The sequence below is a fragment of the Desulfovibrio piger genome, assembly GCF_012843875.1.
In the GTDB taxonomy this organism is placed as follows: domain Bacteria; phylum Desulfobacterota; class Desulfovibrionia; order Desulfovibrionales; family Desulfovibrionaceae; genus Desulfovibrio.
Genome location: NZ_JABAFY010000005.1, coordinates 57,661 through 70,640, shown reverse-complemented (window position 1 = coordinate 70,640; position 12,980 = coordinate 57,661). Strand labels below are relative to the sequence as shown.

Here is a 12,980-nt window from a genome sequence, read left to right as displayed (position 1 = left end):
TTTTCTCCCCGGCGTCACAGGCTGACGCCACGGCTATTCAAAAGAAATCTTTCGCAAATGACAAGCAAAATCCGTACCTTCTGCAGAACATGCGACAGGTTTGAAGAAATTCTTCCCTCCCCTCTTCCTGTGGCGCAGTCTTGCATCCTTTCCCTTCTCTTCGGATGCAGGACTGCAACAAAAAAGCCTCCCGAAGGAGGCTTTTCATCAGGGATCTGTCCCTCTTTTCTGGATGGCGGCAAGCAAGAAGTCTCCTATGCAGGCAGGCCGTTACCTCAAGTATCGGGGCCCAAGTCGCAAAAACGTAGGGGATCCTGCCGTTGCTTATGGCCCGCCCGGACTACCGCCCTGCGGCCCGGGCGCTCTCTGCCTGCATCTCCTGCTGCAGATGGCGCAAACAATCGCCCGCCGACGCGTACTCCCGGCGCAGGGAGGCATAATCCGCGATCATGCGGGCCCGTCCCCGGTGGTAGGTGACCAGGGTCCCGGCAAAGGCGTCCACGTCTTCCGGGTCATGGCTGATGATGACGGCCGGGATGGCGAATGCGGCAAGGATCTCCTGTATCTCGCCGCGCAGGCGTTCACGCAGCAGGGGGTCGAGCGCGGAAAAGGGCTCGTCCAGCAAAAGGAGCGACGGCCGTGTCCCCAGGGCCCGTGCCAGCGCCACACGCTGCTTCTGCCCGCCGGAGAGGTTGCCCGGGTACAGGCGGGCCAGATGAGCGATGCCCAGGCGCTCCAGCAGATCCATGGCCCAGGTGCGCTGCTCCCCGTTCAGACGCCAGGGCAGCAGGCCCGTCCCGGCATAGGCCACGTTATGCAACACGCTCAGATGCGGGAACAGGGCGTAATCCTGGAACATGTAGCCGATGCGCCGCCGCCGGGCAGGCACACAGATGCCCTGCTCGCTGTCACACAGGACGTTCCCGTCCACCACGATGCGCCCGGCATCGGGCCGGACCAGACCGGCAAGGCAATGCAGGGTCAGGGTCTTGCCCGAACCGGAAGCACCGAACAAAACGAGGGTCCGGCTGTCCTCCGGCATCTCCAGACGGATGCCCAGATGGAAGGGCGCTTCCCTGCCGGGATCGTCGAATGATTTTTTTATATCCAGAAAGATCATGCGCTGCGCCGCCTTCTTTTATATTTGACCAGCACTTCGGCGGCCATGAGCAGGGTCACGCACAACCCGGACGTCACCAGCACCAGCAGGGTGGCCAGGGCGTCATTGCCCGCCTGGAAGGCATCGTAGATGGCCAGGGCCAGGGTCTGCGTCTTGCCGGGGATGTTGCCCGCCACCATCAGGGTCGCGCCGAATTCGCCCATGCCGCGGGCAAAGGCCAGCATGAGCCCGGCAAAGATGCCCTTCCAGGCCAGCGGCAGGGAAACGGTCAGCAGGATGCGCAGCTCCGAGGCCCCCAGAGTGCGCGCGGCGTTCTCCAAATGCGGGTCCACCTGTTCCAGGGCCGCCCGCGCGGATTTGTAGAGCAGCGGGAAGACCACCACGGTGGCGGCCACCACCGCCCCCTGCCAGGAAAAGATGAGCTGCAGGCCAAGATCCCGCAGCGCCGGGCCCAGCAGGCCGTTACGACCCACGACGAGGATCAGGTAATAGCCCAGCACCGTGGGCGGCAAGACAAGGGGCAACGTGCACAGGGCATCCAGCAGGGCCGGCAGGGGGCCGCGGCGACGGGCCAGACGCCAGGCCACGAAAAGCGCGGCCAGAAAGGAGAGCGCGGTCGCGATGCCCGCCACCCGCAGCGAAAGCAGGAGCGGCCGGGCAAGATCGGTAGGGACAAGGTATTCCATGCGGTATCCGGGCAACAATACCGGCGGGGGACCAGGCCCGACCGCCGGCAGGGGGAAGCATCCTGGGCTCCGGCCGTCGGCGATACCGCCGGACCGGAGACATTCAGCGCAAAATGCCGGACCCGGACATGCAGGAGTCGGGACATGTCCGGGCCCGGTGGGAACAGGACGACAGCGCCCGCAACGCCGTCGCCATCAGAATCCTACGGCTTGGAGAAGCCGTAACGGGCCAGGATCGCCTGTCCTTCGGGGGAAAGGACGAAGTCCACGAAAGCCTGGCCCATGGCAGCATTGCTGCCGGTGGTGGCTACGGCAATGGGATAGGTGACAGGCTTATGGCCCGTGAGCGTCAGGCAGACATCGACCTTGTCGGCGCGCTGCTTGGCGTCGGTGGCGTAGACGATGCCGGCATCGACTTCACCACGGGCCACGTAATCCAGGACCTGTCGCACGCTGTTGCCGTAGATGAAGGAGGGCTGGAGGGTCTCCCAGAGTCCGGCGCTTTTCAGGGCGTCACGCGTATAACGGCCCACCGGCACGCTTTCGGGCGAACCCACGGCGATGCGCTGGGCCTTCTTGAGCTCGGCAAGGCTGCCGAACTTCTTGCCCTGGGCGGGCACGATGAGGACGACGGTATTGCTGACGAAATTCTTGCGGCTTTCAGGCTTGATGAGCTGGGCTTTCTGGGCCTTGTCCATGGTCTCCTGGTCGGCGGAGGCGAACACGTCCACCGGGGCCCCTTCCTGCATCTGCTTGAGCAGCGGGTTGGAGGCGGCAAAATTGGTATGCACGGTCAGGCCCTGATGGGATTTTTCGAACGCGGTCTTGAGTTCGGCAAAGGCATTGGTCAGGCTGGCCGCCGCGGAAACGGTCATCTCCCCGGCAGACGCCGTCACGGCCTGCCCGCAACCGAGGGCGAGGACAAGGGCGGCCACGGCCAGGGACACGCTTTTGATACAGGCGGAAAGCACTCGTTCAAACAACATACAAGCCTCCTTGGCTTTTTTATGTTCTTGTCATGATGCACTTTACGCGCCTTCAGGAGCGGGGCAAGGCAGACACGGATTATATGAAAAGCGCGACAACTTGTAACATCTTATGATACAAGTTATTTTAGGGAAGCTTCAGGGAGGTTTTCTATGGTTTCCGCGCAAAAACGTGAAAAACTTAGCACTTTACTGCACAGTCTGGAGACGGAAGACAGGAAATGGCTGCAGCAGAAGCTCATGCGCCAGGACACTGCCAGCCTGCTGCGTGACGAAAAAGGCCTGAGCGATCAGGAACTGCTGGCCGCCGAATCCTGGTACTGGCAGCAGTACGCCGAATCGACCAGCATGCGGGCACGCCGGGCCCATGCCCGCCTGTGGTGCATCTTCATGCTCTTGCGCTATGGCGGTCTGCGCCTGGTGGAGGCCCTTGCCCTGGAACTGGGGCACATGGACTGGGGCTCCGGGATCATCCACATCCAGGGGGAACATGCCCGGCAGGTCCCCCTGCCCGCCACCCATTGCCGCCGCCTGCGCCAGATGATGGAAGACCCCGCCCTGTTCACGCCCAGCGGCGCCCTGCTCCACTGCGATGCCAGCTATGTGCGGCGCAGCCTGCAGCAGTGCGGCAATGCCTGCGGCCTGCCCGCGGGCCTGCTCAGTGCCCGCAGCCTGCGCCAGACCCGCATCCTCGAGCTGGTCCGCCAGGGCCTGCCCGCCCCTGTGGCCGACATGTTCGCCGGGCGCAACCGCCGTCAGCAGTCCGGCAGCATCCGCTACAACCTCAAGGCCGCGCAGACCCTGCTGCGTGAACATGTCCAGCGCACCAGCGGGCTGCGTACCAGCGCCCGAAACGTCTTCCACGGCCGCATCGAACACTTGCGGGCCTCGGGCATCATCGTCACCGTGGTCTTGTGCACGGCGGGCGGCCTGCGCGTCACGGCCATGATCACGGACGAAAGCTGCAAGAGCCTGGGGCTTTCCAAGGACATGCTGGTCACCGCCAGCATCAAGGCCCCTTGGATCATCATCGAGCCCGACCAGGGCCAGGACAAGCCCCCCGTGGCCACACGCAACTGCTTCCGGGGCACGGTGGAACGCGTGCGCCAGGACGAGATGCTGGCCGAGATCCTGGTCAACCTGCCTGACGGCAGCCAGGCCTGCGCCCTGCATGTACGCGGTGAAAGCCCCATCCCGCCGGTGGGCAGCAGCGTCTGGGTCATCTTCAAGGCCCTGTCCGTCATCCTGACCCTGGATTAGGAAGGAACGCCGGGGCTTCTTTCAGGAGGCCCCGCGCGCTGTCCCAGGGCATCGTCACAGGCCCGCCCTGTGCCGCTCTCCCGTTACGCAGACGTAAAACTCTTTTCCCTCGGACGCCCTCCCCGCGCACGGCATCACCCGGGGCATTCCCCTCCCGACAGCGACGACAACGACGGCCGGACCGTGCAGTTGGGAGGTCCGCCTTTCAAAGTCCCACATCCAACAGCCTTCGGTCTCTTCGTTTCTGTTACCGGAAGGCCACAGGGGCAAGCCGACCTTGTAGGCGCCCCCTGCCATTTCCCTGACCAAAGCGTCTTGGGGAAGATGCAAAGGAAGCCCCCAAGACCCCGCTAGAGGAAGCGCTTCCCCTCTAAAATTCCTGTCCCGACAGCCAGATACGGCAGGCATAATGCTGGGGGACGCGCATCACTTCGGCCAACGGCAGGGCCAGGCAATGGCACAACAAAGTACGCAGCACGCCCGCGTGGCTGACCAGCAGCAAACATTCATCAGGATACCGGGCCTGCCAGCGTTCCACACAGGCCACGGCACGGGCCTGTACGGCGGCGAAGCTCTCTCCCTGCGGCGGCGCAAAGCCCGCCATGTCTGCCCCGCGTGCCGCATGGCTGCCCGGCCAGCGGCTTTCCACTTCGGCCACGGTCAGCCCTTCCCACAGTCCCAGCGAGATCTCGCGCAGTCCCGCATCGGGAAAAATATCTATGGCATGGCCCCGGGCATGGAAGATTTCCTGCACCAGCCGTGCGCTTTCCCGGCAGCGCCCCAGATCCGAGCAGATGATGTGCCGGGGCAGGAAGGGCCCATACCGGCCGCTCTCCCCTTCCCGTAGCGCTCCTCTCTCCGCCGCCTCTGCCACCGCCGTCCGCGCATGTCTGCCCTGCCCGGTGGCTACGGCACCAAAGGGCGGCAGTCCGTTTGCCGCACCGCATTCCCTCAGCAGGGCCCGGGCGGCCTGCCGTATCTGCTCCCGTCCCGCAGCGGTCAGGGCGATGTCGCGCGCGCCCACGAAACGCCGCTCAGGATTGGGCGGCAAAGAACCGTGACGCAACAGCCAGAGCCCGGCCATGTCAGGCATCCTCTCCCAGCGGGCACAGCGGCGTCCAGAGAGCGCGCCGGGCATCCAGCATCTGCGCGCGCGTACCGATGTCCGCCGTATCCAGCACTTCCCGTGCCAGCTGGGCGGGGTCACGGCCCAGCTCCACGGCCAGCCGCCGTTCCAGAGCCAGTGCCCGGTCGCGCCGCCCTTCGATACCGGCCCGGGCGCCCGGATCAGCGCCGAATTCTTCCAGTTTCTGGGCAAAACGCTGCGCCACCGGCACCCAGATCCCGCCCCGGCAGTATTTGTCCGCCAGATAGACCAGCTCGTGCGCACCCAGTTTTTTTTCCGCCGGGACGCTCTGATCCCTGTGGGCCGCCACGATGGCAGCCATGCGGGCCAGCCCCAGACGAGCCAGCAGCCGCCCTCCGGCGGCCTCATGGCCATGCACGCCCTTGCAGATATCGTGCGTCAGCCCGGAGGCCAGCGCCAAAGCCGTCTCCACGGGAGCCTTCTCGCCCCGGGCCTCCGCCAGGGCCGCGCACAGGGCTTCCGCCACCCGGCCCACGGCCAGCGCATGGCGCAGCCCCCGCTCCGGCACACCGGCCTGGAGCAGCAGGCCTTCGGCCTCGTCCCGCGTCAGGGCATCGTGGCAGGCGGCCCTGTCCTGCAGATCCGCGTACTGCTCGGGAGTATCCATATCCAGCAGCATGGCGGCATCGGCCACCGGCACCTGACGGCAGGGGACAGACGCCAGCGCACCGCGCAGGCCTTCACGTCCGTCATGGGCAAGGATGGCGGGCACGAGGGAAAGGGGCAGATAGACGGGATGCCCCGGCTCGCCACAGAACGCCGCCTGCAGGGCTGTCCCCGGCACGGCGTCCGCAGTCCGCAGCAGGGCCAGCAGGGTCAGGCGCCGGGTCAGGGGCACGTCCACAGGATGGACGAACACGCCGCCCTGCTCCGGCTCCACGCCATCCGCCCGGGCCTGTTCCAGAACGGCCTGGAGCCCCGCACAGATGGAAGAGAACATGCCGTCTTCCGGGCGGGGATTACGGACAGCGCGCAGGCCCCAGCCGGGTGCCACCGGCTCCAGCAGCCCCGCATGATGTCCGGTGACCACGAAGCGCTGCCCGCAAAAAGCGTACATCCGGGCCAGACGCTCCAGAGCGCAGCAGTCCCCGTCCGGGAAGGGCAGCGGCAGCAGGGCCTTGCACCGCCCCATGCGGGACGCCGCACCGGCAGCCAGTATCAAAGCGTAATGGTGCATGACCTCCTCTCCTCGCTCCCCCCTTTGCGGGGATGCGTCACTCGAAATCCCTGTCCGGCATACTCGATGCGCCCCAGCACCGGCCCCAGACGCGGCAACGGACTGCCGCAGGCACAGGGCCCGTCCAGCAGGCTGGCCATGTCGCCCGTACGGTAGCGCAACAAGGGCATGGCCCGCCGCTGCAAGGTGGTGATGACCAGCTCCCCGGTCTCGCCCGCCGGCAGGACCTTGCCCGTCACAGGATGGACTATCTCCAGCAGCAGGTCCAGGGCCCGCACATGCCGCCCTTCACGGCAGCGGCACTGCACGGCCCCGGCAAAGGCGCTCTCCGTGGAGCCGTAATGATCCAGCACAAGGCAATCCCAGCCCTGCTCCACCTGACGGCGCAGACCGGGATCCAGCCAGTCGGCAGCGCACAGGGCGGCACACAGGCCCGGCGGCGTCTGGGGAAAGGCCCGCCACAGGCACGCCATCTGGCGGGGCAGCAGCACGAGCCCCAGACCGGCGGGAGCGGTGGCCGCAAGCGCCTGCCAGGCGGCACGGACAGCCGCCAGACGGGCCGCCGCCCCTTCTGGGGCCTGCTCCGGCACACACAGCAGCAGGTCGGCCAGGTCCATGCAGGCCGTCACGCTCACGCCCTGCGGCGCCAGGCTCCCGGCCAGCAGATCCGTGATGCCCCGCGGGCGGTGGGCGCCCGGCAACAGCACGGCCACGTGCTGCCCTGCCGTGACCATCTGGGCCATGCCCACGGCAAAGAAGTCCCGTGTGCGCGCCAGCTCGGCATCGCTGAAGGCCAGCCGTTTGGGCACGCCCGTACTGCCGGAGGTGCTCACCGTGACCATGCGCGCCACCTCGTCACGCGAGACACAGAGCAGCGCCTCGCCGGGGCGCAGATCGTCGGCCATGGTGAACGGCAGTTCCGCCAGTTCGGCAAGATCATGCAAAGGACGAAGACCTGCCGCGGACCAGCGCCCGACCCCGGCCAGACGTTGCCGGTACAAAGGACTGTGCAGCGCCATATGGCAAAGATCGGCATTGAGCAGCTCCAGCTGGCGTGCCCGCACGGCGGCGGCCAGTCCTTTGGGGTGCGTCTCACCGCACTCCGCCGCCAGCCAGGCATCCAGCCCCAGCGCGAAAGGCCCGGGATGTTCCAGGGCCTGCCGGACGGCCGGGGGCAGGAGCGACGGCGCTTGCCCCGTACTCCGTGCCTTTGCCGGAGAACGCGGATCAGATGCCGTCATGGCCTTCCTCCCCGCAAGCCAGACGCTGCGGATAGAGCATCCGGCCTTCCGTGGACGTAAGGTTGTGGAGGCAGAAGGGGATCATGCGGCCATCGGGGCGCACCACATGGATGCAGCAGCCGCGCACCCGCTCCACGTCCAGAGAGAGCGCGTCCTGAAAAGCCATGCAGGAAAGGGTGAAGCGCTGTTCGGCCCCGGCACGGGCCAGAAAGCGGCCGAAGTCATCGGCCAGCGCCGCCTTGCCCCCGTCCCGGGGACTGTCGTCACCGCGCCAGTGACTGGCCACGAACTGCCGGGACTTGCGCGCCCCTTCGGCCGCCGGGACCGGCACCTTGTCCACGGCAGGCCCGCAGCAGGAGCGGGCCGCATCAGGCAGCCAGCGCAGGGACGGGCTGCCGTCCGCCGCCTTTTCCCGCGCGTAGAGCGAACTAAAGGAGCAAAGGGAATGCTCGCAGCCCGGCGGGTGGAAATGCTCCATGCGCAGCCACTGCGGGACCTGACGGCACAGGGCGGCCATCACATCGCTGAGGGTGAAGCGGAGGCCGTCTTCCAGCCGTCCGGGATAGCGGCCGAAACGGGCCACGGGCTGGATATGCAGGCCGCGCACGCCGGGGCCCAGCTCCAGCGCCAGACGCAGCAGGGCCCCCAGACGGTCATCATTGACGCCCCGGGCCACGGTGGCCACCAGCACCACGCCCAGACCGGCGGCCGTGCACTGCTCCACGGCCCGGCGCTTGACCGCCAGCAGATCCAGCCCATCGGGCAGGGCCACGGTCCCCCGCAAAGGCAGACAGCCCTCCAGATCGGGACTGTCCCATTGCAGGTAGACGGAATCCAGCCCGGCCTCGCGCAGCGTTCGGGCATAGCCCGCTTCCAGCCCCAGACGCAGACCGTTGCTGTTGACCTGCAACAGGCCGAAGCCCCGTTCCCGCGCCATGCGGATGATGGCGGGCAGATCGTCGCGCACTGTGGGCTCGCCGCCGGAAAGCTGGACATTGCAGCCCGGCGAGGCCCGGCGCAGGCTGTCCAGCTGGAAGGCCACGATCTCCGGCGAAGGATCGTCGGGCACGGCCCCGCCGGCCGCCGCATAGCAGATGGGACAGGCCATGTTGCAGCGCAGGGTCACTTCCACCAGGCCCGTGCAGGTATGCTGGGCATGGGCCGGACACAGACCGCAATCATAGGGGCAGCCGTGCCGGACAGCTGTGCGCGGTTCACGCGGGTACGACGGCGTTTTGGGCCGTGACCAGCCGTCGAAACGCGGCGGCGTGACGTCCTCTTCCGTCCGTTCGTGCCAGATGTCCACGGCAAAGGTACCGTGTTCCGGGCAGGTACGCTCCAGCAGGATGCTCTGCCCCCGCCGCACATACCGGGCATCCAGCCGTCGCAGGCAGACAGGGCACAGGCTCTGGGTCTCGTGCAATATCTCCACGTCCACCTCAGGCATGGGCCATGAAATCCAGATCGTAGTTCTGGATCAGCTCCAAAATTTTTTCCCAGCATTCGGCCAGCAGGTCGCCACAGGCCACGGGATCGGGCTCCGCGCCCGCCGCCGTACGCGCTCCCAGCCCCAGCGCCACCTGTTCGCAGGAGTGGCCGCCGTAGGCCGCCGTGCGCTCGTAAAACCAGCTGGCGTAATCATTGAGCAGGGGGGCCAGCATGGGATGGGGCTCCTCGCCTTCCGCGCCTTTGCCCGCCAGCAGGGCCAGCACACAGGCACCGCCCGTGAGCAGGCCGCAGGGCCCGCCGGACTGGCCGATGCCGTGACAAAGACCGTGCAGGGCCCGCACCAGATCCGGAACTTCCCTGCCCTGGGCCTGCACCAGAAGCTGCACCAGCAGCTGGCTGCAGCAATAGCCCTGCCGCACCAGCGGCAAAAGATCCATCATCAGGGGATGCATCATTCCTCCTTTTGCGCGATCCAGAGCGCATAACCGGGCCGGGATGCCGCTCCGCCGCGACCGGGCCCGCACAGGCCCCATTCCCGCAGGCTCCGCTTGTCGCCATACCAGACCAGCGCCGCGGCCAGACGGGCCAGGGCCGGGCTGGCATCCTCGAAATGCCGGACGGTGAAGCCCGCCCCTTCGCACAGCGCCGTCCAGCCCGCACGGGAACGGGCCCCGGACGCACAGCCGGCGGGCTGCGGCGCAAGGACGCTCTCTTCTCCACGCCGGTACAGATCACTGCACGCCAGCAGACCGCCCGGCCGCAAGACGCGCCGGGCCTCCTGCAGAAAGGCGGCGGGGTCCGGCAATACGGACAGCACGCATTCACACAATATCATATCCAGCACACCGTCCCGCAGGGGCAGGCCAGCGCAGGCATCGGCCACCAGATACGGCCGTTCCCCGGTCACAGGCGGAGCTTCCGTCCGCCACTGGGGACGCAGCACGGTATCCAGGCCCCAGACCTGCCGCCCCTGCTGCCGCAGATGGCGCACACTGCCGCCGGGCCCGCAGCCCACGTCCAGGATACGGCCTTCCGCCCCGGCATCATGCCAGCGCCGCCCCAGGGCCAGCAGCCTGTCCGTGATCTCCGTCCCGCCGGGCCGCCAGTGTTCGCCCGCGATGCGCCTGAATTCCGGCCGGGTGTAGAGCTGGCTCACTTGTCTTCCAGCAGGGCTTCCACTTCCAGCATCTTGCCCTCGGCCAGTGACTTGGGCACCATGGTCAGCCCGCATTGCGGACAGCGCGGCAGCATGACGTCAAAAGCGCTGTTGAGGTAAAAGACCTGCACCTTGCCCTGTTCCAGCGGGCAGCCACAGCGGCCGCACGTCCAGCTGCCGCCATCCGGTTCATAATTGGGACCGATACTCATCTTACGCCTCCCCGCAGCAGCCGTTTTCCTGCACGCCGCCGCTGCCCGGCACGCGCATCCGGTGGCACCAGGCATCATGCAACAGCCAGCGCCCGTCTTCTTCCGTGTATTCCACCCAGAAGGTCACGTTGCGCGGCCGCCACGCGCCCAGGCGATGGCCGCTCTCCGCATCCACGAAATAAGCCTTTTCCGCTTCCACGGCCGCCACGGCCCCGTCCACGTCCTCCAGCAGGATATGGCGACGCTCAAGCTCTTCCAGCAGGCCGGAGACAAGGTCCAGCCGCCCGGCGGCCGGTTCGGCCAGTTCCTGCCCCAGCCAGATACGGGCCAGACGACGGCGCAAGGCCGCACGACGGGCGCGCCGTTCCGAAAGGCCGGGCCCCTTTTCCGGCTCCAGACCGTGGGCCAGCGGGGCCAGCTGCGGCAGCAGGTCCAGCAGATGCAGACCGGGCTTGCCGCTGCCCGCCAGACGGTCACGGCACATGATGCAGGAACTGAGGGCCGCATGCGGCAATCCTCCGGCCCGGTGACCGGCCATGGCATCGGCCAGTTCCGGCTGAGCACACCAGACCAGACCGCCGTACCCGCAGCAGGCCGTCCTGTCGCGCCCCTGCGGCGGCTCTTCCGGAATCATGCCGGCCTTGCGCGCCAGCGAACGCACGGCGTCCTGCCATGCCGTATCGTGCCGGGCCGTGCAGGGGTCCTGCATGGTCAGCAGGGTGCCCCTGTCCGCACCGCCGGAAGTGCCTTCGGGCCACGGCAGGGCATCCAGTACCTCCCAGAGGGAGAGGGCCCGCGCCTCGGGCAGGACCTCGCGCAGGACGGAGAGGCAGGACGAACAGGCGGCCATGATCCGCGGCCTGCCCAGCCCTTCCCATTGCTGCCGCAATTCCTGCGCCTGTCGGGCAAAAAGTTCTTCGCGGCCGCCCCAGCGTGCCGGGATGCCGCAACAGCGCAGCAGCAGGCTCACGGGCCCGCGTTCCAGGCCGGGAGCGAACTCGCCCTGCCCGGCCAGCGCGTCACGCAGCCAGGCATAGAGGGCTTCCACCTGCTCCCCGCGCGAGGCCGCCAGCTGGCAGCCGGGGAAGAACAGCCAGCCGCCCTCCCCTCCCCTGATGCTCAGGGCGCATTCCGGGCCGCTGGCGGCTTCCATGTCCTCCAGCGCGAATTCATGGGCCGAAGGCGGCATGACGCCGCGCTCCACCATGTCCTGCCGCGCGCTCAGGCAAAGCTCGGCCATGGAGAAATTCTCGGGGCACAGTTCCTCGCACTGCCCGCACAAGGCGCAACCGTTGATGAGGTTGTTGGCCAGATGCAGGCCTTTGACGATGGCCGCATTGTTGTACATCTGGCGGGCATAGACGCGAGGATAGCCCTTGTATTTTTGCAGATAGACGCAGGCCTTGACGCAGACAAGGCACTGGCATTGCAGGCAGCGTCCGGCCTCCTGCCGGGCCTCCGCCTCGGAATAGACTTCCGCGACGGGCAGGACCCGCTCCACCGGTGCGATGCCGTCCAGCTCGGTGTACAGGCTGCGCTCGTCCGTATCGCGGGCCGCGGTCAGGGACACGCCGGCCACCAGGCGTTCCAGGGTCCGGGCCGCACTCCTGCCCTGCCCGGCCTGCCGCGACGCGGACGCGAAACGGTGGCCCGTGGGCGTGACGCTGGCCCAGCCCGCGCAGCAGATGTTGTCCCGCCAGTGCAGGATCTGCGCGTCCACGCCGTCTTCGGCGGGCACCAGCTCCGGCAGGGCCCCGGCATCCAGCAGGACGCCCTCGTACTCCCCGGCAGCCTGTTGCAGGCAGGCCGCATCCGTGGAGGCTTGCTCAAAGCGCACGCCCCGGCGGACCAGGGCCTCCCATTCGGCATCCAGGGCCGCGGCCCCCGCCCCGGCCAGCACGGGCCAGCAGGACAGCAATTGTGCTTTGGGATCGCCTTCATGGAAGACAGTCACGGGATAGCCCTTGCCGGCCAGATCCCAGGCACAGACCAGACCGGCCAGGCCGGCACCGATGACGGCGATGCGCTTTTGTTTGCGCGGCATGGGCAGGGAACGGGTCTGCACGCCCAGATGCTCCGTGCAGAAGATCTCCAGCCCGTGCAGGTTGACGGCGCCCCCCAGATCGCCGCGCAGGCAGCCCTGTTCGCAGGGATGGTCGCAGACGCGGGCCAGCAGGCCCGGCAGGGGCAGATAACGTTCCAGCTGTTTGCGGGCGTCGCTCCAGCGGCCTTCGGCGGCATGGCCGAGGAAGGCGCGCGCATCCAGACCCAGCGGACACAGGGACTGGCAACGGGGCGGGCGCTCCTGCGTGCAGCGGGACTCCACTTCATGCAGCGCGCTCTGGCTGTTCATGGAAATGCTCATGGGGACCTCGGGATGCCAGCGGGCAGGGGCCCCGCATCGTCATGCCCCATGAGGAGGCAGGCAACGGATACGGCACACGGCACGCCTGCGGCGGGCAGGGAAGAAAAAACGGTGCAGGGCAAGACGGCATCCCTCCAGCAGGATGCCGTCAGCCTTGTCTGCATCTGACGGGGGACCGGCG

The 12,980-nt window shown here is 67.5% G+C and carries 12 protein-coding genes; 1 reads left to right on the top strand and 11 read right to left on the bottom strand.

The annotated features are described in order from the left end of the window. Positions 1 to 340 precede the first annotated feature (340 nt). From HF854_RS02535 to modA, 3 genes are all read right to left on the bottom strand, one after another. Positions 341 to 1,120, bottom strand: coding sequence for an ATP-binding cassette domain-containing protein (locus HF854_RS02535; protein ID WP_168934865.1), 780 nt, complete (start codon positions 1,118 to 1,120; stop codon positions 341 to 343). Continuing rightward, on the bottom strand, positions 1,117 to 1,806 hold the full coding sequence (gene modB, locus HF854_RS02530) for a molybdate ABC transporter permease subunit (RefSeq protein WP_168934864.1): 690 nt from the start codon (positions 1,804 to 1,806) through the stop codon (positions 1,117 to 1,119). The genes HF854_RS02535 and modB overlap by 4 nt, the downstream gene beginning before the upstream one ends. Positions 1,807 to 2,009: 203 nt before the next feature. Further along, positions 2,010 to 2,792: a molybdate ABC transporter substrate-binding protein gene (modA, locus tag HF854_RS02525; RefSeq protein ID WP_205906004.1), complete on the bottom strand. Its 783-nt coding sequence runs from the start codon at positions 2,790 to 2,792 to the stop codon at positions 2,010 to 2,012. 153 nt (positions 2,793 to 2,945) lie between these two features. On the opposite strand from modA, the gene HF854_RS02520 reads away from it, so the two are divergent. Then, complete coding sequence (locus HF854_RS02520; protein WP_168934863.1) at positions 2,946 to 4,052, top strand: TOBE domain-containing protein; 1,107 nt, start codon at positions 2,946 to 2,948, stop codon at positions 4,050 to 4,052. 370 nt (positions 4,053 to 4,422) lie between these two features. Here HF854_RS02520 and HF854_RS02515 read toward each other — a convergent pair whose 3' ends face one another. Genes HF854_RS02515 through HF854_RS02480 form a run of 8 tightly spaced genes read right to left on the bottom strand, consistent with a single transcriptional unit; the run spans position 4,423 to position 12,799 of the window. After that, positions 4,423 to 5,136 (bottom strand): histidine phosphatase family protein, encoded by a 714-nt coding sequence (locus HF854_RS02515; RefSeq protein ID WP_168934862.1) that lies wholly within the window; start codon positions 5,134 to 5,136, stop codon positions 4,423 to 4,425. Between the two features lies 1 nt (position 5,137). Continuing rightward, positions 5,138 to 6,376, bottom strand: coding sequence for a DVU_1551 family NTP transferase (locus tag HF854_RS12825; protein ID WP_168934861.1), 1,239 nt, complete (start codon positions 6,374 to 6,376; stop codon positions 5,138 to 5,140). After that, the gene (locus HF854_RS02505; protein WP_168934860.1) at positions 6,358 to 7,617 is read right to left on the bottom strand and encodes a DVU_1553 family AMP-dependent CoA ligase; all 1,260 of its coding nucleotides are present in this window, start codon (positions 7,615 to 7,617) and stop codon (positions 6,358 to 6,360) included. Before HF854_RS02505 ends, HF854_RS12825 begins: the two co-directional genes overlap by 19 nt. Continuing rightward, entirely contained in the window at positions 7,604 to 9,064 is a 1,461-nt protein-coding gene (trsS, locus tag HF854_RS02500) for a radical SAM (seleno)protein TrsS (RefSeq protein WP_168934859.1), read from the bottom strand. The genes HF854_RS02505 and trsS overlap by 14 nt, the downstream gene beginning before the upstream one ends. After that, positions 9,057 to 9,521: a DVU_1555 family C-GCAxxG-C-C protein gene (locus tag HF854_RS02495; RefSeq protein ID WP_300705595.1), complete on the bottom strand. Its 465-nt coding sequence runs from the start codon at positions 9,519 to 9,521 to the stop codon at positions 9,057 to 9,059. The genes trsS and HF854_RS02495 overlap by 8 nt, the downstream gene beginning before the upstream one ends. Continuing rightward, on the bottom strand, positions 9,518 to 10,222 hold the full coding sequence (gene trsM, locus HF854_RS02490) for a DVU_1556 family methyltransferase (RefSeq protein WP_168934858.1): 705 nt from the start codon (positions 10,220 to 10,222) through the stop codon (positions 9,518 to 9,520). Before trsM ends, HF854_RS02495 begins: the two co-directional genes overlap by 4 nt. Next, positions 10,219 to 10,434, bottom strand: a complete 216-nt coding sequence (locus HF854_RS02485) for a DVU_1557 family redox protein (protein WP_040369047.1) — start codon at positions 10,432 to 10,434, stop codon at positions 10,219 to 10,221. The genes trsM and HF854_RS02485 overlap by 4 nt, the downstream gene beginning before the upstream one ends. Before the next feature lies 1 nt (position 10,435). Beyond that, positions 10,436 to 12,799 (bottom strand): pyridine nucleotide-disulfide oxidoreductase/dicluster-binding protein, encoded by a 2,364-nt coding sequence (locus HF854_RS02480; protein ID WP_240937633.1) that lies wholly within the window; start codon positions 12,797 to 12,799, stop codon positions 10,436 to 10,438. Between the last annotated feature and the right edge of the window lie 181 nt (positions 12,800 to 12,980).

Excerpts from the sequence above, each read along its gene's own strand:
- HF854_RS02480 (WP_240937633.1), bottom strand. The coding sequence starts at position 12,799 with ATGAGCATTTCCATGAACAGCCAGAGCGCGCTGCATGAAGTGGAGTCC.
- modB (WP_168934864.1), bottom strand. The coding sequence starts at position 1,806 with ATGGAATACCTTGTCCCTACCGATCTTGCCCGGCCGCTCCTGCTTTCG.
- HF854_RS02495 (WP_300705595.1), bottom strand. The coding sequence starts at position 9,521 with ATGATGCATCCCCTGATGATGGATCTTTTGCCGCTGGTGCGGCAGGGC.
- HF854_RS02515 (WP_168934862.1), bottom strand. The coding sequence starts at position 5,136 with ATGGCCGGGCTCTGGCTGTTGCGTCACGGTTCTTTGCCGCCCAATCCT.
- modA (WP_205906004.1), bottom strand. The coding sequence starts at position 2,792 with ATGTTGTTTGAACGAGTGCTTTCCGCCTGTATCAAAAGCGTGTCCCTG.
- trsS (WP_168934859.1), bottom strand. The coding sequence starts at position 9,064 with ATGCCTGAGGTGGACGTGGAGATATTGCACGAGACCCAGAGCCTGTGC.
- HF854_RS02535 (WP_168934865.1), bottom strand. The coding sequence starts at position 1,120 with ATGATCTTTCTGGATATAAAAAAATCATTCGACGATCCCGGCAGGGAA.
- HF854_RS02485 (WP_040369047.1), bottom strand. The coding sequence starts at position 10,434 with ATGAGTATCGGTCCCAATTATGAACCGGATGGCGGCAGCTGGACGTGC.
- HF854_RS12825 (WP_168934861.1), bottom strand. The coding sequence starts at position 6,376 with ATGCACCATTACGCTTTGATACTGGCTGCCGGTGCGGCGTCCCGCATG.
- HF854_RS02505 (WP_168934860.1), bottom strand. The coding sequence starts at position 7,617 with ATGACGGCATCTGATCCGCGTTCTCCGGCAAAGGCACGGAGTACGGGG.
- HF854_RS02520 (WP_168934863.1), top strand. The coding sequence starts at position 2,946 with ATGGTTTCCGCGCAAAAACGTGAAAAACTTAGCACTTTACTGCACAGT.